This window comes from Dactylosporangium sp. CA-233914, assembly GCF_050942935.1.
Taxonomy (GTDB): Bacteria; Actinomycetota; Actinomycetes; order Mycobacteriales; family Micromonosporaceae; genus Dactylosporangium.
On the sequence record NZ_CP192030.1, the window covers coordinates 8,261,480 to 8,280,746 of the forward strand.

19 protein-coding genes are annotated in these 19,267 nt (G+C 75.1%); 9 read left to right on the top strand and 10 right to left on the bottom strand.

Annotated features, from left to right (window positions below; translation table 11 throughout):
* Window positions 1-10 precede the first annotated feature (10 nt).
* From ACQPY0_RS36860 to ACQPY0_RS36870, 3 genes are read left to right on the top strand one after another with little or no spacing between them, the layout of a single operon-like run.
* Entirely contained in the window at window positions 11-2,515 is a 2,505-nt protein-coding gene (locus ACQPY0_RS36860) for a cation-translocating P-type ATPase (RefSeq protein ID WP_432971452.1), read from the top strand.
* A 55-nt stretch (window positions 2,516-2,570) separates the two neighbouring features.
* Window positions 2,571-3,647 (top strand): Acg family FMN-binding oxidoreductase, encoded by a 1,077-nt coding sequence (locus tag ACQPY0_RS36865; protein WP_432971455.1) that lies wholly within the window; start codon window positions 2,571-2,573, stop codon window positions 3,645-3,647.
* A gap of 34 nt (window positions 3,648-3,681) precedes the next feature.
* On the top strand, window positions 3,682-4,152 hold the full coding sequence (locus tag ACQPY0_RS36870; protein ID WP_432971458.1) for a CoA-binding protein: 471 nt from the start codon (window positions 3,682-3,684) through the stop codon (window positions 4,150-4,152).
* Window positions 4,153-4,164: 12 nt separating this feature from the next.
* Here ACQPY0_RS36870 and ACQPY0_RS36875 read toward each other — a convergent pair whose 3' ends face one another.
* Window positions 4,165-5,175 (bottom strand): zinc-binding alcohol dehydrogenase family protein, encoded by a 1,011-nt coding sequence (locus ACQPY0_RS36875; RefSeq protein WP_432971461.1) that lies wholly within the window; start codon window positions 5,173-5,175, stop codon window positions 4,165-4,167.
* Window positions 5,176-5,263: 88 nt separating this feature from the next.
* Entirely contained in the window at window positions 5,264-6,175 is a 912-nt protein-coding gene (locus ACQPY0_RS36880; protein ID WP_432971464.1) for a universal stress protein, read from the bottom strand.
* Window positions 6,176-6,361: 186 nt separating this feature from the next.
* On the opposite strand from ACQPY0_RS36880, the gene ACQPY0_RS36885 reads away from it, so the two are divergent.
* Window positions 6,362-7,264, top strand: a complete 903-nt coding sequence (locus ACQPY0_RS36885) for a universal stress protein (RefSeq protein ID WP_432971467.1) — start codon at window positions 6,362-6,364, stop codon at window positions 7,262-7,264.
* Window positions 7,265-7,270: 6 nt separating this feature from the next.
* Here ACQPY0_RS36885 and ACQPY0_RS36890 read toward each other — a convergent pair whose 3' ends face one another.
* Window positions 7,271-8,236, bottom strand: a complete 966-nt coding sequence (locus tag ACQPY0_RS36890; protein WP_432971470.1) for an Acg family FMN-binding oxidoreductase — start codon at window positions 8,234-8,236, stop codon at window positions 7,271-7,273.
* A 146-nt stretch (window positions 8,237-8,382) separates the two neighbouring features.
* On the opposite strand from ACQPY0_RS36890, the gene ACQPY0_RS36895 reads away from it, so the two are divergent.
* Window positions 8,383-9,045: a CBS domain-containing protein gene (locus ACQPY0_RS36895; protein WP_432971473.1), complete on the top strand. Its 663-nt coding sequence runs from the start codon at window positions 8,383-8,385 to the stop codon at window positions 9,043-9,045.
* A 3-nt stretch (window positions 9,046-9,048) separates the two neighbouring features.
* Here the strand turns inward: ACQPY0_RS36895 and ACQPY0_RS36900 are convergent, their stop codons facing one another.
* Genes ACQPY0_RS36900 through ACQPY0_RS36915 form a run of 4 tightly spaced genes read right to left on the bottom strand, consistent with a single transcriptional unit; the run spans window position 9,049 to window position 10,761 of the window.
* Window positions 9,049-9,501 carry a hypothetical protein gene (locus ACQPY0_RS36900; protein ID WP_432971476.1) on the bottom strand — a complete coding sequence of 151 codons (453 nt, stop codon included), beginning with the start codon at window positions 9,499-9,501 and terminating at the stop codon, window positions 9,049-9,051.
* Window positions 9,498-9,896 (bottom strand): universal stress protein, encoded by a 399-nt coding sequence (locus ACQPY0_RS36905; protein WP_432971479.1) that lies wholly within the window; start codon window positions 9,894-9,896, stop codon window positions 9,498-9,500. Before ACQPY0_RS36905 ends, ACQPY0_RS36900 begins: the two co-directional genes overlap by 4 nt.
* 35 nt (window positions 9,897-9,931) lie before the next feature.
* Complete coding sequence (locus ACQPY0_RS36910) at window positions 9,932-10,618, bottom strand: CBS domain-containing protein (protein WP_432971482.1); 687 nt, start codon at window positions 10,616-10,618, stop codon at window positions 9,932-9,934.
* 2 nt (window positions 10,619-10,620) lie between these two features.
* On the bottom strand, window positions 10,621-10,761 hold the full coding sequence (locus tag ACQPY0_RS36915) for a hypothetical protein (protein ID WP_432971485.1): 141 nt from the start codon (window positions 10,759-10,761) through the stop codon (window positions 10,621-10,623).
* 170 nt (window positions 10,762-10,931) lie between these two features.
* Here ACQPY0_RS36915 and ACQPY0_RS36920 point away from each other — a divergent pair, with 170 nt between their 5' ends.
* Window positions 10,932-11,153, top strand: a complete 222-nt coding sequence (locus tag ACQPY0_RS36920; RefSeq protein ID WP_432971488.1) for a three-helix bundle dimerization domain-containing protein — start codon at window positions 10,932-10,934, stop codon at window positions 11,151-11,153.
* Between the two features lie 62 nt (window positions 11,154-11,215).
* On the opposite strand, the gene pflA is transcribed toward ACQPY0_RS36920, so the two are convergent.
* The gene (pflA, locus tag ACQPY0_RS36925) at window positions 11,216-12,031 is read right to left on the bottom strand and encodes a pyruvate formate-lyase-activating protein (protein ID WP_432971491.1); all 816 of its coding nucleotides are present in this window, start codon (window positions 12,029-12,031) and stop codon (window positions 11,216-11,218) included.
* The gene (gene pflB, locus ACQPY0_RS36930; protein WP_432971494.1) at window positions 12,028-14,286 is read right to left on the bottom strand and encodes a formate C-acetyltransferase; all 2,259 of its coding nucleotides are present in this window, start codon (window positions 14,284-14,286) and stop codon (window positions 12,028-12,030) included. Before pflB ends, pflA begins: the two co-directional genes overlap by 4 nt.
* Before the next feature lie 152 nt (window positions 14,287-14,438).
* Between pflB and ppdK the strand changes: the two genes are divergently transcribed.
* From ppdK to ACQPY0_RS36945, 3 genes are all read left to right on the top strand, one after another.
* On the top strand, window positions 14,439-17,054 hold the full coding sequence (gene ppdK, locus ACQPY0_RS36935; protein ID WP_432971497.1) for a pyruvate, phosphate dikinase: 2,616 nt from the start codon (window positions 14,439-14,441) through the stop codon (window positions 17,052-17,054).
* A complete protein-coding gene (locus ACQPY0_RS36940; RefSeq protein ID WP_432971500.1) occupies window positions 17,051-17,521 on the top strand; it encodes a hypothetical protein in 471 nt (156 codons plus the stop codon). The genes ppdK and ACQPY0_RS36940 overlap by 4 nt, the downstream gene beginning before the upstream one ends.
* A gap of 85 nt (window positions 17,522-17,606) precedes the next feature.
* Window positions 17,607-18,479, top strand: a complete 873-nt coding sequence (locus ACQPY0_RS36945; RefSeq protein ID WP_432971503.1) for a universal stress protein — start codon at window positions 17,607-17,609, stop codon at window positions 18,477-18,479.
* Window positions 18,480-18,572: 93 nt separating this feature from the next.
* Here ACQPY0_RS36945 and ACQPY0_RS36950 read toward each other — a convergent pair whose 3' ends face one another.
* Window positions 18,573-19,169 (bottom strand): hypothetical protein, encoded by a 597-nt coding sequence (locus ACQPY0_RS36950; protein WP_432971506.1) that lies wholly within the window; start codon window positions 19,167-19,169, stop codon window positions 18,573-18,575.
* Window positions 19,170-19,267: the final 98 nt, after the last annotated feature.

Sequence of the window (19,267 nt, forward strand, 5' to 3'; positions counted from 1 at the left end):
CGGTGGAAGCATGACCGCCCTTCCAGCCCTCGGCACCGCCGGGCTCACCACGAGCGAGGCCGCCGAGCGGCAGCGGCGCCATGGCCGCAACGAGCTGCCCGCACCCCGGCCTCCGTCCCTCGCCGCGCGGGCCGGCACCCAGCTGCGCGACCCGCTCGTGCTGGTCCTGCTGGCGGCCATGGTGGTCACCGCCCTGCTGCGCGACGTCAGCGACCTCGTCGTCATCCTGCTCGTCGTCGTGCTCAACACCACCATCGGCGTGGTCCAGGAGATCCGGGCCGACCGCGCGGTGGCGGCGCTGCGGAGCATGGCCGCGCCGTCGGCCCGGGTGCGGCGCGACGGCGCCGACGTCGCGATCCCGGCGGCCGAACTGGTGCCGGGCGACATCGTGCGCGTCGAGTCCGGCGACATCATCCCCGCGGACCTGCGCATCGTCGAGGCGGTCCAGCTCAGCGTCGACGAGGCCGCGCTCACCGGCGAGTCGATGCCGGTGGCCCGCGGCGCCGGTGAGGAGCTGTCCGCCGGGACCGTGGCGGCCGGTGGCCGTGCGGTCGGCGAGGTGACCCGCATCGGCCCCGACAGCGCCCTGGGCCGCATCGCCGCGCTGGTGTCCGGCCAGCCACGGCGGCCGACGCCGCTGCAGCGCCGGCTGGCAGGACTCGGCCGGGTCCTCGCGCTGGCCGCGGCGGTGCTGTCCGCGGTGGTACTGGCCGTCGGTGTGCTGCGCGGCCAGCCGTTCGGCGAGATGCTCCTCGCCGCGGTCAGCCTGACCGTCGCCGCGGTGCCGGAGTCGCTGCCGGCCGTGGTGACGCTCGCCCTCGCGCTCGGCGCGCACCGCATGGCCCGCCGCTCGGCGATCGTGCGGCGACTCGCGGCCGTGGAGACGCTCGGCTCGGTCACGATCCTGGCCACCGACAAGACCGGCACCCTGACCGAGGGCGTCATGTCGGTCGACCGGCTCGTGCTGCCCGGCGGCGCGACCGTCACCCTCACCGGCCGCGGCTACGACCCGGGCGGCACGGCCGACCCCACGCCCGGCCCGCAGGCCGTGCGGCTGGCCGAAGCGCTCGCGCTGTGCAACGACGCCGCGCTGGCCGCGCCCGAGGCCGGGCCCGGCGCCTGGCGGCCGGTCGGGGACCCGATGGAGGCCGCGCTGCTGACGGCCGCGGCCCGCTGCGGAGTGCCCGACGATCTCCGCAGCGCGCTCCCCCGCATCGACGAGGTGCCCTTCGACCCGGTCCGGCGCCGGATGACCACCATCCACCGCCACCCCGATGGCGGGTACCTCGTCCTGTGCAAGGGCGCCCCCGAGGCCCTGCTCGGCCCGGTGTGCGCCGATGACGGGGTGCTCGCGGCGGCGGCCGAGGCGCTGTCCCGGTCGGGCTACCGGGTCCTGGCCGTCGCCGGGGCCCGCCGCACCGGATACGTCAGCGCCGCCGAGGCGGAGCGCCGCCTCGACCTGCTGGGCCTGGCGGTGCTGACCGACCCGGTCCGGGCCGGGACGCCCGAGACCGTCGCCGCGTTCCGCGAGGCCGGGATCGGCCTGGTGCTCATCACCGGCGACGCCCCGGCCACCGCCGCCGCGATCGCCGAGCGCGTCGGCCTCGCCACCGGCCCGGCCCGGGTCGCGCTCGGCGACGCCGCCGCGAGCGCGGATCCCGGCATCGAGGTCTTCGCCCGGACCGACCCGGAGCAGAAGCTCACCATCGTCGAGCGGCTGCAGCGCGAGGGCGCCGTGGTCGCGATGACCGGCGACGGCGTCAACGACGCGCCGGCCCTGCGCCGCGCCGACATCGGCGTGGCCATGGGTCGCGGCGGCACCGAGGCCGCCCGGCAGGCCGCCGACCTCGTGCTCGCCGACGACAACCTCGCCACCGTGGGGCGCGCGGTGCTGGAGGGGCGGCGCATCTACGACAACATCCGGCGGTTCCTGGTCTACGCCCTGTCCGGCGGCGCCGCGGAGGTGCTCGTGATGCTGGCCGGGCCGTGGCTGGGTCTGGCGGTACCGCTGCTGCCCGCGCAGATCCTCTGGATCAACATGAACACCCACGGCCTGCCGGGCGTCGCCCTCGGCGGTGAGCCCGCGGCCCCCGGGCTGATGCACCGCCGGCCGCGCCGCCCCGGCGACGCGATCCTCGGCGGCCTCACCGGACGCATCGCCGGCATCGCCGCGCTCATCACCGCGACCGCACTCAGCGCCGCGCTGTGGGCCCGCCACGCCGGCGCCCCGTGGCAGACCGTCCTGTTCACCGTCCTCGGCCTGGCCCAGCTCGGCGTGGCGCTCGCCGTGCGCACCCGCGGCACGGACCGGCACAACCGGGGCCTGGACGTTGCGGTCGTGGTGTCACTGGCCCTGCAGCTGGGCGCGCTGTACCTGCCGTGGCTGCGCGACCTGCTCGGCACCGAGGCGCTGACCCTGCCCGAGCTCGCCACGGCCGCCGGGTTCGCAGCGGTCCCCGGCCTCGCCGCGCGGCTGCTCGCCCGGGCGCCTGCCCACTGCGCGGCAGCCGAGTAGTCCGCTGCGGAATGGGCAGGGGGAGGCAGTATCGGAAGAGCGAGGGGAAACCGCAATGCCGAGCAGTCAGCGAGGACCGGGCTCCGGGACGCCGGTCGCGTTCCGCATCGGTGCCGTCAGCCGGGAGCTCACCCGAGCGGCGGTGGCCGCCGTGCAGGCGCCCTCCGTGCTCAACACCCAGCCGTGGCACTGGCGCATCGCCGGCGACGCGGCGCTGCTCTACGCCGACCGGCGCCGCCGCCTGGCCGCCCTCGACCCGAGCGGGCGGATGCTCGTGGTCAGCTGCGGCGCGGCACTGCACCACGCGTGCGTCACCCTGGCCGCCGAGGGGGCCGGCTTCACGGTCGAGCCGTTCCCGGAAGGCGAGGGCGACCTGCTCGCCGTCATCCGGTACCGCGGCCCGGCCGCGCCGTCCGTCCGCGCCCAGCGCCTGCACAGTGCCATCCCGGTCCGCAGCTCCGACCGCCGCCCGTTCGCGGCCCGGCCGGTTCCGGAGCCCGCGCTGGAGCGCATGCGGCGCGCCGCCCAGCGGGTCGGCGCTCACCTGCAGCTGACGTGGTCGCGCGACCTGACCGACATCGCGACCGCGGCCGGGCAGGCCACCGCCGCCATGCTGTCGGACCCCGCGTGCCGCAGCGAGCTCGCCGCCTGGGTCCGCCGCCCGGGCGAGGGCGACGACGGCGTCCCGCTGGACACGGTCGCGCCGCCCGGCGCGCGGCCGGTGCCGCTGCGCGACTTCACCGGCACCGGCGGAGGGCCGAGCATCACCAGCGAGGTCGACGTCGGCGACCGGGAGGCGCGCTACGGCGTCGTCGTGACCGACGGCGACGGCCCGAACGACTGGCTCACCGCCGGGGTGGCGCTCTCCGCGGTCATGCTCACCGCCACCGCCGAGCACCTGGCCACGTCCGCGATGAGTGACCTGGTGGAGCGCGAGGTGTCCCGCCGCACGCTGCGCCACATGCTCGGGGGCGTCGGATACCCGGCGATCGGCCTGCGCATCGGCGTCCCGGCGGCCGGCCCGGCCCCGCCGCGGGCACCGCGCCGCCCGGCGATCGAGATCGTCGAGGTCGTCGCCGACCCCGTCCCGGCCGACGGGTCGCCATCCGGCGGCGCGGCGGCGGATGCTTGAAACGTCCGCCGCTGCCGACAGGAGGCGGGTCCGCATGCGTACCCCGCGACAGATCCTCGCCGAGGCCCACACGATCGCCGTCGTCGGCGCCTCCCGCGACCCGCAGAAGCCGGCGCACTGGGTGCCCCGGATGCTCAAGGAGCAGGGCTGGCGCATCGTCCCGGTCAACCCGTTCGCCGAACGGATCCTGGACGAGCCCGCCTACCGCCGGCTGGCGGAGGTCCCGGAGCACATCGACGTCGTCGAGGTCTTCCGCCCGGCCGGCGAGGCGCCCGGGATCGTCCGGTCCGCCATCGCGGCCGGTGCCGGCGCTGTCTGGCTGCAGCTGGGCATCGTCAGCCCGCCGGCCCGGCGCATCGCCGCCGAGGCCGGGCTCGACTACGTCGAGGACACCTGCATGGGTCAGGAGCGGGCGCTGCACGACATGCGCCACGGCGACGCCCATCCGCACTGCCGGGTGTACCACGGCATCGAGCCCACCGCCGACGGGCCGCCGGCCGGTTGAGGCCGGCCCCGGCTATCGGGCCGGCATGTGCAGCACCGCGGCGCCGCTGAACCGGTCCGCGGCGAGGTCGGCCAGGGCGTCGGGCGCGCCGTCGAACGGGTACGGGTTCACCGTCACCTTCAGGCGGTGCCGCTGCGCGAACTCGAGGAACTGCCGGCCGTCCTCCCGGGTGTTCGCGGTGACGCTGCCCAGCCGCCGCTCCTGGAACAGGTGCTCGGCGTAGCGCAGCGGCGGGATGTCGGTCAGGTGGATCCCGGCGATCGCCAGCGTGCCGCCGCGGTCCAGCGCCGCCAGCGCCGGCGGCACCAGCGTGCCCACCGGCGCGAACAGGATGGCCGCGTCGAGCGGCTCCGGCGGCGCGGTGGCCGACGCCGACGCGGCGCCGAGGGACAGCGCCAGCTCCCGCGCGGCGGCCGCGCGGGTCACGACGTGGACGGTGGCCCCCTCGGCGATCGCGACCTGCGCGGCCAGGTGCGCCGACCCGCCGAACCCGTAGACGCCCAGCCGCCCGCCGGGCGGCAACTCGCTGCGGCGCAGCGCGCGGTAGCCGATGATGCCGGCGCACAGCAGCGGCGCCAGCTCGGCATCGCTGTAGCCGGTGGGCAGCCGGTACACGAAGGCGGCGGGGGCCACGCAGTACTCGGCGTATCCGCCGTCGGCGTCCCAGCCGGTGTACCGCGACTGCGGGCAGAGGTTCTCCGCGCCCCGCCGGCAGTAGCGGCAGCGCCCGCAGGTCCGCCGCAGCCACGCCACGCCGACGCGGGTCCCGGGCGGCGGGTCGGTCACCTGCGCGCCCACCCGCTCGACCGTGCCGACGACCTCGTGGCCGGGCACCGTGCCGGGGCGCCGCGGCGCGAGATCCCCCTCCGCCAGATGCAGGTCGGTGCGGCAGACCGCGCAGACCTGGACCCGGACGAGCACCTCGTCGGCGGCCGGCTCCGGCACCGGCACCACCGCCCGCCGCAGCGGCCCCCCGGCGATCGGCCCGGGCCGGTGCACCTGCCAGGCGGTCATCGTCTCCATCCGGGCCTACCTCCCACGAAGGTCGCGCTGCGGGGAGGCATGCCGCCCGCACGATCCCCCGCGTTTGCACGCCCCGACTCTCGTGCGCTCACGGCGCCGCCGCGGCGGCGTCCGCCGATGCCCCGGAGACGGCGCCCGGTGCCGGCGCGTGGGCGACCAGCACCGGGCATTCAGCCCGGTGCAGCAGGCGGAGCCCGACCGAGCCGAGCAGCAGCCCGCGGAAGCCGCCGTGCCCGCGGTTGCCGACGACGACGATCCGGCACCGGGCCGAGCGCTCGGTCAGCACCTCGGCCGCGTCGCCGACGATCCCGTTGAACTCCCACGGCACGCCCGGATGCCGCTCGCCGACCGCGGCCACGTGCGCCGCGGTGGTCTGGCACAGCGACCGGCGGGTCTCCTCCACGTCGTACAGCAGCGGCGGCGTGCCCAGCGACGGCGGAGCGATCGGCACCTCCAGCGCCCGGACCGCCGCCACCCGGCTGCCCCAGCGGGTCGCCTCGGCGAACGCGAGCTCCAGCGCGGCGTCGGACGGCTCGGAGCCGTCGACGCCCACCAGCACGTCCCCGCTCGGGTCCGGGCGGCCGCGCACGACCGCGACCGGCCCCGCCGCGTGGGCCGTCACCTGCTGGCTCACCGAGCCCAGGAACGTCCCGGTGATCTCGTGCCGGCCGCGGGTGCCGACGACCAGCAGCCCGGCGCCCTCCGCCGCGTGCAGCAGCACATCGGCCGGCTGGCCCAGCACGGCCGAGGCCTGCACGTCCACCCCGGGCACGGCGTCCGCGGCCCGCCGGGCCGCGTCGGCGGCGACCATCTCCGCCAGGTCCTGCGCGGTCTCGGCGAGCCCGCCGCGCGGCCCGAGGACCGCGGGCACCCGCCAGTGGTACGCGAGCAGCACGTGCAGCCCCGCCCCGCGCCGGGCGGCCTCGGCCGCGGCCCACCGCGCCGCCGCCAGCGCCGTCTCACCCCCGTCGACACCCACCACGACCGGCTCGCCCGTCATCGGCGTACCCTCCTCGCGCGATGTCACCGTCCGGCGCTCGATTCCCGGGAATCGGCACCTCATGCACGAAGGCGGCGGGCGTGTGTCCCCGGTGTCCCCGGCCCTTCGGCCTTACCACCTGGACCTCCGGCGAGGCAGCATGGATAGAGGGCACGGGAGCGGGCGGCCACGTGACAGGAGGACCTGATGACTTATCAGTACGGTCCGGTCGTCGTCGGCGTCGACGGATCGCAGCACAGCATCGGCGCGCTGCGGTGGGCCGCGGACGAGGCTTGCCGGTGGACCCGCATGCTGCTGGCGGTCAGCGTGCTGCCGCCGGACGCGGCCCTGGACGCGCAGCGCGAGCAGGAACGGATCGCGGACTGGGCCGCCGAGGAGGCGCGGCGGTGGCGGGTCGGGGTCGCGGCGGTCGGCGAGACCCACCGCGGCCGGCCGATCGAGGTGCTGCGCCGGCTGGCCGAGGACGCCCGCCTCGTCGTCGTGGGCGGGCGCGGTGCCGGCGAGCACCTCGACCCGCCGCTGGGTTCGGTCGCGCGGGCCCTCGGCCACCGGGCTGACGCCCCGGTGCTCATCGTCCACAATGCACAGCGCTGGGCCTCCCCGGAGGCCGTCCTGCCCCACACCGGGCCGGTCGTCGTCGGGTTCGACGGCTCCGAGCCGGCCCTGCGCACGCTGCGGCCGGCCTTCGAGGAGGCGGCGGCGCGGTGCGACCGGCTCGTCATCGTCCAGGCGTGGCGCCACCCCGACCTGTGGCACCCCGGCTCAGCGCGCGGCAGCGACCTCAGCACCGACGAGGCCGCCGTGCACGAGGCGCTCTGCGAGACCATCCGGCCCTGGCACGCGGAGCACCCGCTGCTCGAGGTCGAGGTGCGCAGCGAGCCCGGGGACCCGGTGGACGCGCTGGCCGCCGCGTCGCAGTGGGCGACCCTACTGGTCCTGGGCACGCAATGCCCGGCCGACCACGCGCGGCCGCCGCACCCGTCGGTGACGGCCCGGCTGCTGGAGTACGCCGCCTGCCCGGTCCTGGTCGCGCACGGCCCGGCCCGGATACCGGCGCACGCGGAGGCGACGGCCGCCGTGGTGGCATAGGCCCGCTCAGCGGTCCATGACCTCGGCGACCGGCCGCCGGTTGGTGTAGCAGGTGGTCGGCGCGTAGCCGAAGCGCAGCACCAGCTGCGGATCGTGCACCGCGAAGACCGAGCGCCGCAGCGTCTCGCGGATCGCCGGCACCTCGATCGGCTGCGAGAACATCGCCGCGGCCAGACCTGCGTCCGCCGCCGTGAGCAGGAGCCGCTGCAGCGCCATGCCGGCCCGCACCTCGGCGGCCGGGTCGGAGCCGAACGCGCCCAGCACCGCCACGGCCGGCCGCTGGGACAGCTCCCGGGTCTCCAGGTGCGCCGGGCCGCCGAAGTCGCGCCTGGTCAGCAGCTCCGCCGGATGGGGCGCGGCGCCGGCCGCGGACCGGCAGACGCCCTCCACCCGGTGGTCCGCCGCGGTGCTCCACGCCCGCAGTTCGGCCAGGTAGGCCGGGTTCGCGTTCAGCTGCGCATCGGCGGCGCGGATCAGGGCGGCCAGGTCCCACAGCTCCTGCTCGCAGGTCACGAAGTGCAGCCAGCCGCCCTCCTGCCGGGCGGCCTCCTCCAGCGCTGCCGCTTCCCCGGCTGCGATGGGCCGGTCGGCGAAGGGCTCACGGTTGGTGTGCCGCCGGTGGATCTGCTGGTACAGTCGCCGCTCGATCCCCGCGACCCGGCGCGCCGGAGCCGGCACGAGACGCACCAGCGCATCGCCGTCGTCCAGGCGGCAGTCGGCCGGCAGGCCGGACATCGCCAGCGCCAGCGCGAGGGTGTACGCCGCGGCGCCGCACGATATGCGCGCGGCCCGCCCGTCGGGGTCGCAGACCGCGAGCCGGCGGGCGGTGTCGAGCCGGACCTCGACACCGACGCCGGCACACCGGAACCGCCACGGCTGGCTGTTGTGGATCGACGGCGCCCAGACGGCGTCGCCCACCGGCGACGCCACGGTCTGCGGGCTCCAACTGCGGGGAATCGTCGTCGAGGTCATCGGGCACCTCCCGCGTCCGGGCTTCTCACTCCAGCTTGGCGCGGCACCGGCCGGCCGGTAGGGCCCGATGGGTCCGCCATCCGGGACCGAAGACCGTGACGATGGGCGGCCGCGCGACCGACCATGGAGGCGAAGGGAGATGCCCGATGCGACAGCTGACCGTTGCCGACGTGATGACCCCCGAGGTCGTCGTGGCCACCGCGGACTGCCTGGTCCGCGAGATCATCGACGTGCTCACCGACTACGGCGTCAGCGGGCTGCCCGTGGTCGACTCCGACGACCGGGTGATCGGCGTGGTGTCCGAGGCCGACCTGCTCCCGGCGCTGGCCGGGGACGCCGATGACGACGCCGTCGCCCGGCGAAGCGCCCGCGAGCTCATGACCACGCCGGCGGTTTCCGTCGGCCCGGACGCCGGGGTCCGCATCGCCGCCCGGCTGATGGCCCGGCACCGGGTCGGGCGGCTGCCCGTCGTGGAGGACGGCACCGGCCGCCTGGTCGGCATGCTCACCCGCGGCGACCTGATCCGCCGCACGATGCGCAGCGACGCCGCCGTCGAGCACGAGATCGTGGACAACGTGGTCCTGCCGGCCTTCGGCGTCGACCCGACGCGGATCGAGGTCGAGGTGCGCGACGGGGTCGCCACCCTGCGCGGCACCGTGGAGCGGCGCAGCGCCGCCCAGCGGCTCGTGGCGCTCGCCCGCACGGTCGACTGCGTCGCCGCGGTCGACGATCGGCTGCGGTGGCGGACCGACGACACGGCGCCGCGACGCCCCGCGGGCAGGAAGGCCGACGACCCGGTCCGTGCCTGAGCGTCAGCCGGCCGGGACGGGGCGCCGGCCGTGCGAGCGCTGCGGGCGGACCACGGCGACCGGGCACACGGCCTCGCGGGCGAGGACGTCCGGCAACCGCTGCCCGGCGCCGAAACCGCATCCGGAGCCGCTGTCGACGACGATCAGGGCGGCGCCGGCCGACACGTCGAGCAGCCGGGTGAGCGGGTCCAGCCCGGCGGCCACGTCGAGCGCCACCGCGACGTCGGCGAACGCCCCGCGCCAGCCGGCGATCGCCTCGCTGATGCCCCGCCGCAGCGTCGCGTCATCCGCCCAGGGCTGGTCCTCGCCCGGCCGCACGGAGCAGATCCGCAGCCCGGCTCCGTGCCGCTGGGCCGCGCCGAAGGCGTACGGCACCGCCGCGGAGCGCGGATCGGCCGGATCGAAGCCCAGCACGACCGGGCCGCCGCCGGGCAGCCGCGGGCCGACGACCGTCACCGGGCGCTCGCGCCGGCCGTGAGCCGCCGGGCGGTCGACCCGACCGGCGAGCGGCGCCCCGTGCCGTGGCCGGTGCGGCCGATCACGAGCGCCCCGGCCGAGCGGGACGCGCGCAGCAGCGCCACGGCGGCGCCGACGTCGGTCGCCACCGTCGAGACGTCCAGGCCCGGATAGTCGTGGCGGAGCGCGTCGCACGCCCGCTCGACGAGCCACCGGGCCGGGTCCCCCCGGGCCACGCGGCCCGCCGGCAGCAGCAGCGTGTAGCCGGCGATCGGCAGCCGGGAGTGCAGGACCCGCAGGGCGGCGCCGGCCGCGGCCGCCGCGGCGGCGGCGAACCGCACGGCGGCCAGGGACGCGGCGGAGCCGTCGAATCCGGCGACGATCCTGCTGGACATTGCGAAACCCCTCCTCGGTGCCGGACCGTCGCCGGTCAGACGTCGAAGGCGTACCGGCGCTGCAAGGTGGTGTCGTCGAAGCCCCACTCGAGCTCGTCGGTCACGCCCACGACGCCGTCGATGGCCCGGGTGAGCCGCACGGCGATCTGGGCGGTGCTGCGCCGGTCCACCTTGCCGGTCAGGCTGACGTGCCCCTCGGCGACGGCGACGGCGACCTCGATCGGATCGAGCCACAGCACCCCGGACAGCACCCCGTCGAGCACGTCCGCGCGGATCTCGTCGTCCGTGCGCAGGTATCGGCGCAGCAGGTCCCGGCGGGCGACGATGCCGGTCAGGTGCCCGTCGTCGTCCACCACCGGCAGCCGCTTGACGTTGTGGCGCTCCATGAGCCGGGCCGCGACCGTGAGCGGGGCCGAGGCCGCCACGGTGACCGCCGGGCCCGTCATGAGCTCGGCCGCCGTCTCGCCGGTGGCCTTCTGCTTGGCCTCGCGGGAGCGGCGCCGCTCGAACAGCCCGGGGTGCACGTCGGCCCCGTTGTACTCCACCTTGTGCAGCAGGTCGGCCTCGGAGACGACCCCCAGCACCCGCCGGTCGTCGCCGACCACCGGCAGGGCGCTCACGCCCACCTCGACGAGCAGATCGGCGATCTGCTTGTAGCCCAGGTCGGGCGCGACCGTGACCACGCTCGTGGTCATCACGTCGCGTACCAGCAGCGCGCGCATCGTCAGCTCCGTCCGCCCGGTTCCCGCCGGCCCGCGGCGGGTTCGCGCTGGGCGATGACCGTCATCCGGGCCAGGGCACCGCTCATCGCCGCGCCCAGCACCGCGACCCCGGCACCGAGGAGCACTACCTGAAGTCGTCTCATTGTCGCTGCCCACCTCTCGTATTCGGGTCCACCTCGACGGTCCCGCACCCGGCGCCCGCGCACCTGAGTCGCCGGTCCCGAGTCGAGCGGGTCGTTGGCCCCTGGTTGCGGCGGCGTGCGCGGACGAGAGTGAGACGTGAAGGCAGACGTCACCGCCGAAGGAGCTCGCCATGCTCGCCGTGGAGTTCAAGACCCAGATCGAGACGCACGCCATCGACCACGCGACCGAACGACTGATCCGCCGGTACGCCGGGCGCCACGACGCCGAAACCGTCCGCGCGGCCGTCCGGCTCGTGAGCGAGCGGTACGCCACGGCCGAGGTGCACGCGTTCGTGCCGGTGCTCGTCGAGCGCGACGTCCGCCGACTGCTCGACACCGACGCCGAACGATAAACAGCTTGCGCAGACAAGTCTTGCCTGTGACGTCACGTCACAGGCAAGACTTGTCTGCGCCCTCAGTAGGCGACCAGGCCGGCGTGGCGGAACCGGTCGCGGACCCGCCCGATCAGTGCGGCGTCCGGCGGTTCGGTGTCACGCAGCGGGAACGGGATGCCGAGGCGCTCGTACTTCGCCGCGCCGAGCCGGTGGAACGGCAGGACGTCGACCCGCTCGACGTTGCCCAGGGAGGCCGCGAACCCGGCCAGCCCCGCCACGTCGTCGAGGTCGTCGGTGAGGCCGGGCACGAGGACGTACCGCAGCCAGACCGGCGTCCCCCGGCGCGCGAGCCGGCGGGCGAAGTCCAGGGTCGGGCGCAGCTCGCCGCCGGTCAGCCGCCGGTATCCGGCCGGGTCCCAGCACTTGATGTCCAGCAGCACCAGGCTGGTCAGGTCGAGCAGGTCGTCGCCGGCGCGGGCGCCGAGCGCCCCGGACGTGTCCAGCGCCGTGTGCAGCCCGAGCTCGCGGGCACCGGCGAACAGGGCCCGGGTGAACGCGCGCTGCAGCAGCGGCTCGCCGCCGCTGACGGTCAGGCCGCCGCCGGCCGTGCGCAGGAACGGCGCGAAGCCGGCGACGGTCGAGAGCACCTCGCCGGCGGTCGTGGCGCTGCCGTCGCGCATGTGCCACGTGTCGGGGTTCTGGCAGTAGAGGCAGCGCAGCGGGCACCCGGCCAGGAACGCCACGAACCGGGTGCCGGGGCCGTCCACGCCGGTGGAGAGGTCCCAGGAGTGCAACCGGCCCGCGGCCGGACGCCACGGAGGGCAGGAGACCGTGGTGGCGTCCGGCCGGGCGGTCCCGGCGCGACGGGCCCGCGCCGGGACGACCGAGGTGCTCATCGCGCACCGTGGAAGGTGCGGTTGAGCACGTCGCGCTGCTGCTCCGGCGTCAGCTTGACGAAGTTGACGGCGTAGCCGGAGACCCGGATCGTCAGCTGCGGATAGCGCTCCGGGTGCGCCATGGCGTCCAGCAGCGTCTCGCGGTCGAGCACGTTGACGTTGAGGTGGAAACCCCCGGCGGCGGTGTAGGCGTCGAGCAGCCCGGCGAGGTTCGCCGCACGCTCGGCGTCGTCGCGGCCCAGCCCGTCCGGGGTGACGGTCGAGGTGAGCGAGATCCCGTCGCGGGCCGAGGCGTAGGGCAGCTTCGCCACCGACAGCGCGGACGCGGCCATGCCGTGACGGTCGCGGCCGTTCATCGGGTTGGCACCGGGCGCGAACGGCTCACCCGCGCGCCGCCCGTCCGGGGTGTTGCCGGTGTGCTTGCCGTACACCACATTGGAGGTGATGGTGAGCACCGACTGGGTGTGGATCGCGTCGCGGTAGGCGGGGTTGCCGCGCACCTTGTCCATGAACGTCTCCACGAGCCGCACGGCGATGCGGTCGGCACGCTCGTCGCCGTTGCCGTACGCCGGGTACTCGCCCTCGACGACGTAGTCGACGACGAGGCCGGTCTCGTCGCGCACCGGCGTCACCCGGGCGTAGCGGATCGCCGACAGGCTGTCGGCGGCCACGGACAGCCCGGCGATCCCGCAGGCGAGGAACCGGCGGACCGGGTAGTCGTGCAGGGCCATCTCGATGCGCTCGTAGGCGTACTTGTCGTGCATGTAGTGGATGATGTTCAGGGCGTCGACGTAGGTGCGGGCCAGCCATTCCAGGGTCCGCTCGTACGCGGCCAGGACCGTGTCGTAGTCCAGGACGTCCTCGGTGACCGGCGGGGACGCGGGCGCGACCTGCGCGCCGGTGATCTCGTCGCGGCCGCCGTTGATGGCGTACAGCAGCGCCTTGGCGAGGTTCACCCGCGCGCCGAAGAACTGCATGTCCTTGCCGACCCGCATCGCCGACACGCAGCAGGCGATGGCCGTGTCGTCGTCGCCGTACTCGCGCAGCAGCTCGTCGTTCTCGTACTGGATCGCGCTGGTGGACAGCGACACCTGCGCGCAGAAGCGCTTGAACGGCTCCGGCAGCGACGGCGACCACAGCACGGTCAGGTTCGGCTCCGGCGCCGGACCCAGGTTGTACAGGGTCTGCAGGTACCGGTACGAGGTCCGGGTCACCAGCGTGCGCCCGCCGGCGCCCATCCCGCCGATCGACTCGGTCACCCACGTCGGGTCGCCCGAGAACAGCTCGTCGTACTCCGGCGTGCGCAGGAACCGCACGATGCGCAGCTTGATGACGAAGTCGTCGACCAGCTCCTGCGCCTGCGACTCGTTCAGGCTGCCCTCGGCGAGGTCCCGCTCGAGGTACACGTCGAGGAACGTCGAGGTGCGCCCGAGCGACATGGCGGCGCCGTTCTGCTCCTTGACCGCGGCGAGGTAGGCGAAGTACAGCCACTGCACCGCCTCCCGCGCGGTCCGCGCCGGCTTCGAGATGTCGTACCCGTAGGAGGCCGCCATCGCCTTGAGCTCCCCCAGCGCGCGCAGCTGCTCGGCGAGCTCCTCCCGGTCGCGCACGACGTCCGCGGTGGCGGGGCGGTGCTCCAGCGACGCCTTGTCGCGGCGCTTGGCCTCGACGAGGAAGTCCACGCCGTACAGCGCCACCCGGCGGTAGTCGCCGATGATGCGCCCGCGCCCGTAGGCGTCCGGCAGCCCGGTGATGATGTGCGCCTTGCGCGCCGCCAGGATCTGCGGGGTGTACGCGTCGAAGACCGCGTCGTTGTGGGTCTTGCGGTAGCGGGTGAAGATCTCGCGGACGGCGGGGTCGAGCTCGTAGCCGTACGCCCGCAGGCCGTTCTCCACCATCCGCAGCCCGCCCGCCGGCATGATGGCCCGCCGCAGGGGCGCGTCGGTCTGCAGGCCGACGATCAGCTCCCGGTCGCGGTCGATGTAGCCGGGCGCGTGCGAGGTGATCGAGGCGGGCGTGTGCACGTCGACGTCGTGGATTCCGCGCTCCCGCTCGGCCGGGAACATCGCCGTCAGCAGACCCCAGACGTGCCGGGTCCGCGGCGTCGGCCCGGCGAGGAACGCCCCGTCGCCCTCGTACGGCCGAACGTTCGCCCGGACGAAGTCGGCGACGTCGACCTCGTCGCGCCACCGCCCGCCCCGGAAACCGCGCCAGGCGGCGAACTCGGTGGCAGCGGGAACACTCGTGGTGCTCATGGTTCCTCCCCGATCGGGTACCTTCACGGCCAGCCTCTCTCGCGCGGGCGGCGCACAGCAGGGCCGAAGTCCCCGTCCGCCCGGGCCCACGGCCCTGCCGGCCACCGCCGCACCGCGCCTAGCGTTACTGCCGACCCCTGTGGAGGTGCGCCATGACCAAGTACGTCTACGACTTCGCCGAGGGCAGCCGGGAGCTCAAGGACCTGCTCGGCGGCAAGGGCGGCAACCTCGCCGAGATGGCCAACCTCGGCCTGCCGGTGCCGCCCGGCTTCACCGTCACCACCGACGCCTGCCGGGCCTTTCTGCGGTCCGGCACGGAACCGTACGGCCTGCGGGACGAGATCGCCGTGCACCTGGAGCGCCTGGAGCGCAGGGCCGGTCGGCGGCTCGGCGACGCGGCCGACCCGCTGCTGGTCTCGGTGCGCTCGGGCGCGAAGTTCTCGATGCCCGGGATGATGGAGACGGTGCTCAACGTCGGGCTGACCGACGACAGCGTCGCCGGGCTGTCCGCGCAGGCCGGCGGGGACGAGCGCTTCGCCTGGGACTGCTACCGGCGGCTCATCGAGATGTTCGGCCGGACCGTCTGCGACATCCCGGGCGAGGCGTTCGAGCCGGGTCCGCTCGACGCGGATCCGCGCGAGTGCGTGCGGCGGTACCAGGAGATCTTCCGCGAGCACACGGGCCGCGACTTCCCGCAGGACCCGCACGAACAGCTGAGCGAGGCGATCCGGGCGGTGTTCCGGTCCTGGAATGCCGAGCGCGCCGTGCTGTACCGCCGCCAGGAGCACATCCCCGGGGACCTCGGCACCGCCGTCAACGTGGTGGCGATGGTGTTCGGCAACCTCGGCGCGGACTCCGGCACCGGCGTGGCGTTCACCCGCGACCCGGCCACCGGCGAGCGCGGGGTCTACGGCGACTACCTGACCAACGCCCAGGGCGAGGATGTCGTGGCCGGCATCCGCAACACCATGCCGCTGCAGGAGCTCGAGCGCCGCGACAAGGCCGGCTACGACGAGCTGATGTCGATCATGGCGAAGCTCGAGGAGCACTACAAGGACCTGTGCGACATCGAGTTCACCATCGAGCGCGGCAAGCTGTGGATGCTGCAGACCCGGGTCGGCAAGCGCACCGCCGCCGCCGCGTTCGTCATCGCCGCCCAGCTCGTCGACGAGGGCGTCATCGACCTCGACGAGGCTCTGAGCCGGGTCACCGGCGCGCAGCTGGCGCAGCTGATGTTCCCCGCCTTCGACCTGTCCGGCGGGCCGCGGCGGATCGCCGCGGGCATCGCCGCCTCGCCGGGGGCCGCCGTCGGCGCCGTCGCCTTCGACGCCCGCCGCGCCGCCGCGCTCGCCGCCGCCGGCACGCCGGTGATCCTGGTGCGCCGGGAGACCAACCCCGACGACCTGCCCGGCATGATCGCCGCCCAGGGCATCCTCACCAGCCGGGGCGGCAAGACCTCGCACGCCGCCGTGGTCGCCCGCGGCATGGGCAAGACCTGCGTCTGCGGGGCCGAGGAGATCGACGTCGACATCACCGGGGCACAACTGCGCGCCGGCGGCATCACCGTCAGCGAGGGGGACGTCGTCTCGATCGACGGCACGTCGGGCGCGGTCTACCTCGGTGCGGTGCCCGTGCAGCCCTCGCCGGTCGTGCGCTACTTCGAGGGTAGCGTCACCCCCGACGCCGGCGGGCCGCTCATCCGCGCCGTCGACCGCATCCTCACCCACGCCGACAAGCGCCGCCGGCTCGCCGTGCGCACCAACGCCGACACCGCCGCGGACGCGGCCCGGGCCCGCCGCTTCGGCGCCCAGGGCATCGGCCTGTGCCGCACCGAGCACATGTTCCTCGGTGAGCGCCGCGCCCTCGTCGAGCGGCTCATCCTGGCCCGCACCGGCGAGCAGCGCGACGCCGCCCTCGCCGAACTGCTGCCCCTGCAGCGCGCCGACTTCACCGAGCTGTTCCGCGAGATGGCCGGCCTGCCCGTGACCGTACGGCTGATCGATCCGCCCCTGCACGAGTTCCTCCCGCCCCTGGAGGACCTCGCCGTGCGGGTCGCGCGCGCCGAGGAGCGCGGCGCCGACCCCGGCCACGACCGGGAGCTGCTCGACGCCGTCCACCGCATGCACGAGGAGAACCCGATGCTCGGCCTGCGCGGCGTGCGCCTCGGCCTGGTCATCCCGGGCCTGTTCGCCATGCAGGTGCGGGCGATCGCCGAGGCGGCCGCGGCGGTCCCGGGCGCGCGGGCCGAGATCATGGTGCCGCTGGTCGGCGCCGTGCAGGAGCTGGAGGCCGTACGGCAGGAAGCGCAGCGGCTGCTCGACGAGCTCGGCGTCGAGGCCCGCATCGGCACCATGATCGAGGTGCCCCGCGCGGCGCTGACCGCGGGCGAGATCGCCCGGGCCGCGGACTTCTTCTCGTTCGGCACGAACGACCTGACCCAGATGGGCTGGGGCTTCTCCCGCGACGACGTGGAAGGGGCGTTCTTCGGCCGATACCTGGAGCTGGGCATCTTCGGCGTCTCGCCGTTCGAGTCCATCGACCGCGACGGGGTCGGCCGGCTCATCCGCATCGCCGTCGCCGAGGGCCGCGCGGCCCGCCCGGACCTGCACATCGGCGTCTGCGGCGAGCACGGCGGCGACCCCGCCTCCATCCGGTTCTTCCACGAGGCCGGCCTGGACTACGTGTCCTGCTCCCCGTTCCGGGTGCCCGTCGCGCGGCTCGAGGCGGGCCGCAGCGCGGTCACCGCGGCGGGATCGGACACCCGATGACCGGCGCCGCGCACATCCTGGTCACCTACGCCGACGACGACGGGGCCGCCGCGCACACCGCCCGGCTCATCGCCGACACGCTCGTGCTCCACGGGCTGCACAGCACGGTCCGGCCCGTGGACCGGGCCGGCGCCATCGGCGGCTACGACGCGGTGGTCCTCGGCAGCACCGCCCGCGCGGGGCACTGGCTGCGCCGCGCGGTCCGGTTCGCGCTGGCCAACCAGGCCGGGCTGCGCCGGGTGCCGGTGTGGCTGTACTCCAACAGCTCTCCCGGCGACGCCCTGGTCCCCGAGCAGCGCATCGCACTCGACCCCGTCGAGGAGGCGGTGGAGCCCCGCGACCACCACCCGTTCCTGTCCGGCGGCGCCCGCATCGCGTGGGCGCCGCACGCGCTGGAGCCCGAACCGGGCGAGGTCTGCGGCTGGGCACACCAGATCGCCGCGGCGCTGCGCCCGGAGGGGACGTAGGACCCGCCGCCGCCCGCCGATGTCCTCTGCCGGGTCGAAGGGAATCGATCGATGCTGGCGGTAGGAGCCCATCGAGGAGGAAGCGATGCACGCCAACATCAGCCCACACCGGATCGTCGCCGGCTACGACGGGTCCGGCGAGGCCCGCGCGGCGGTGGAGTGGGCGGCCGCCGAGGCCGAGCGCACCGCCACCGCGTTGCAGATCGTCAACGCGTACCAGATCACGTGGCCCGGCGCCTACTACGCCGCCGTCGCCGAGCAGACCACCGCCGCGCGGGAGGCCGCCGAGGGAATGATCGCCGAGATCTGCGATCAGGTCCGCGAGCGGCACCCCGGCGTCGACGTCTTCGGCGTCAGCGTCCAGGCGCTGCCCGCGTCCACCCTGCTGGAGCTCGGCGACGCCGGCGCCCGGCTGCTCGTCGTCGGCAACCGCGGCGCGGGCGGCATCACCAACCTGGTCATGGGCTCCGTGAGCCACCAGGTCGCCACGCACGCGAGCGTCCCGGTCGCCGTCGTACGCGGCCGCGGCGCGGGCGACGGCCCGGTGGTCGTCGGCGTCGACGGCTCGCCCGCGAGCGGTACCGCGCTGGCCCTGGCGTTCGAGGCGGCCCGGTCCCGGCGCGCCGGGCTGGTCGCCATCCGGGCGCACGTCACGCCCGCCCAGCCCGCCCTGCCGCTGCGCGACATCGAGGAGCACGAGCGGGCCGAGCTGGGCGCCTCGCTGGCGCAGTGGGTGGACAAGTACCCCGATGTGCAGGTCGAGGCCCTCGTCGCCGCCGGGCGGGCGGCCAAGGTGCTCATCGGCGTCTCCCACACCGCCCAGCTCGTCGTCGTCGGCAGCCGCGGCCACGGCGGCTTCGCCGGGCTGCTGCTCGGCTCGGTCGGCCAGCAGCTCATGCAGCACACCGAGTGCCCCGTGCTCATCGCGCACGAGCGCAAGGCAGCGGTGTCGCGATGATGAACAAGACCCCGACCGGCGCAAAGCCGGTCAGGGTCTTCGTCCTCGACGCCGGACGAGCCGTCGCTGCTGTGCGTTGCGGGTGGTACCGGCTCAGGCTTTGACGAACTGCCAGTGCAGCGACCGGTCCCCCGCGTAGCAGGTCCCGAGGTAGGAGTCCCCCGAGACGCCAGCGGGATCCTTGCTGCTGTCGAGGCACCCGAAGTTGGCCGGTAGGTTCTTGAAATGGTCGTAGTGCTGGAGCATGACGTTGTCCCAGCTCGTCCCGATCGCCCTGAAGGCGACCTGGTCGGCCTTGCAGTTCACCTCGCTCAACAGACGCACGTCAGTGTCGTTGAACTTCTCCAGGCACCAGCCGTTCGCCTTGTTCCTGATCACCACGACCTCGTGGTTGTCCTTCTTCACGTACTCCCCCACCCAGAGCTGCAGGGTCCTGCCGCTCGCGCACTTGCGCATGAAGACCTCGTGGTTCGCGTCGGCCTCGAGGCAGAGTCCGGTCGACCGGTTCCTGAGGTTCTTCTCGCCGACCCACGCCGCCTGCGCGGGAGCTTGGAAGGCCGTCAGAGCAGCGGCGGTGGCGGCGAGCGTGACGAGTCCCGCGAGCGGGCCGCGGTACCACCGGCGGGCCCCCGGCGCGGAGCCGCCCGGGCGCGGACATTCCGTTTCCGAAGGACGCTGTGTTTCAGGCATACGACACTCCTGTTGATCCCACGTTCTGGACTGGGCTGCCTTTCGGCCCGTATGACGTGCCGCAATCCATGCGGGTTCACGGCCCGGGACGAGCACGC

Bases quoted from the DNA above. Each gene is read 5' to 3' on its own strand.
- ACQPY0_RS36860 (WP_432971452.1), top strand. From the start codon at position 11: ATGACCGCCCTTCCAGCCCTCGGCACCGCCGGGCTCACCACGAGCGAG.
- ACQPY0_RS36865 (WP_432971455.1), top strand. From the start codon at position 2,571: ATGCCGAGCAGTCAGCGAGGACCGGGCTCCGGGACGCCGGTCGCGTTC.
- ACQPY0_RS36870 (WP_432971458.1), top strand. From the start codon at position 3,682: ATGCGTACCCCGCGACAGATCCTCGCCGAGGCCCACACGATCGCCGTC.
- ACQPY0_RS36875 (WP_432971461.1), bottom strand. From the start codon at position 5,175: ATGGAGACGATGACCGCCTGGCAGGTGCACCGGCCCGGGCCGATCGCC.
- ACQPY0_RS36880 (WP_432971464.1), bottom strand. From the start codon at position 6,175: ATGACGGGCGAGCCGGTCGTGGTGGGTGTCGACGGGGGTGAGACGGCG.
- ACQPY0_RS36885 (WP_432971467.1), top strand. From the start codon at position 6,362: ATGACTTATCAGTACGGTCCGGTCGTCGTCGGCGTCGACGGATCGCAG.
- ACQPY0_RS36890 (WP_432971470.1), bottom strand. From the start codon at position 8,236: ATGACCTCGACGACGATTCCCCGCAGTTGGAGCCCGCAGACCGTGGCG.
- ACQPY0_RS36895 (WP_432971473.1), top strand. From the start codon at position 8,383: ATGCGACAGCTGACCGTTGCCGACGTGATGACCCCCGAGGTCGTCGTG.
- ACQPY0_RS36905 (WP_432971479.1), bottom strand. From the start codon at position 9,896: ATGTCCAGCAGGATCGTCGCCGGATTCGACGGCTCCGCCGCGTCCCTG.
- ACQPY0_RS36910 (WP_432971482.1), bottom strand. From the start codon at position 10,618: ATGCGCGCGCTGCTGGTACGCGACGTGATGACCACGAGCGTGGTCACG.
- ACQPY0_RS36915 (WP_432971485.1), bottom strand. From the start codon at position 10,761: ATGAGACGACTTCAGGTAGTGCTCCTCGGTGCCGGGGTCGCGGTGCTG.
- ACQPY0_RS36920 (WP_432971488.1), top strand. From the start codon at position 10,932: ATGCTCGCCGTGGAGTTCAAGACCCAGATCGAGACGCACGCCATCGAC.
- pflA (WP_432971491.1), bottom strand. From the start codon at position 12,031: ATGAGCACCTCGGTCGTCCCGGCGCGGGCCCGTCGCGCCGGGACCGCC.
- pflB (WP_432971494.1), bottom strand. From the start codon at position 14,286: ATGAGCACCACGAGTGTTCCCGCTGCCACCGAGTTCGCCGCCTGGCGC.
- ppdK (WP_432971497.1), top strand. From the start codon at position 14,439: ATGACCAAGTACGTCTACGACTTCGCCGAGGGCAGCCGGGAGCTCAAG.
- ACQPY0_RS36940 (WP_432971500.1), top strand. From the start codon at position 17,051: ATGACCGGCGCCGCGCACATCCTGGTCACCTACGCCGACGACGACGGG.
- ACQPY0_RS36945 (WP_432971503.1), top strand. From the start codon at position 17,607: ATGCACGCCAACATCAGCCCACACCGGATCGTCGCCGGCTACGACGGG.
- ACQPY0_RS36950 (WP_432971506.1), bottom strand. From the start codon at position 19,169: ATGCCTGAAACACAGCGTCCTTCGGAAACGGAATGTCCGCGCCCGGGC.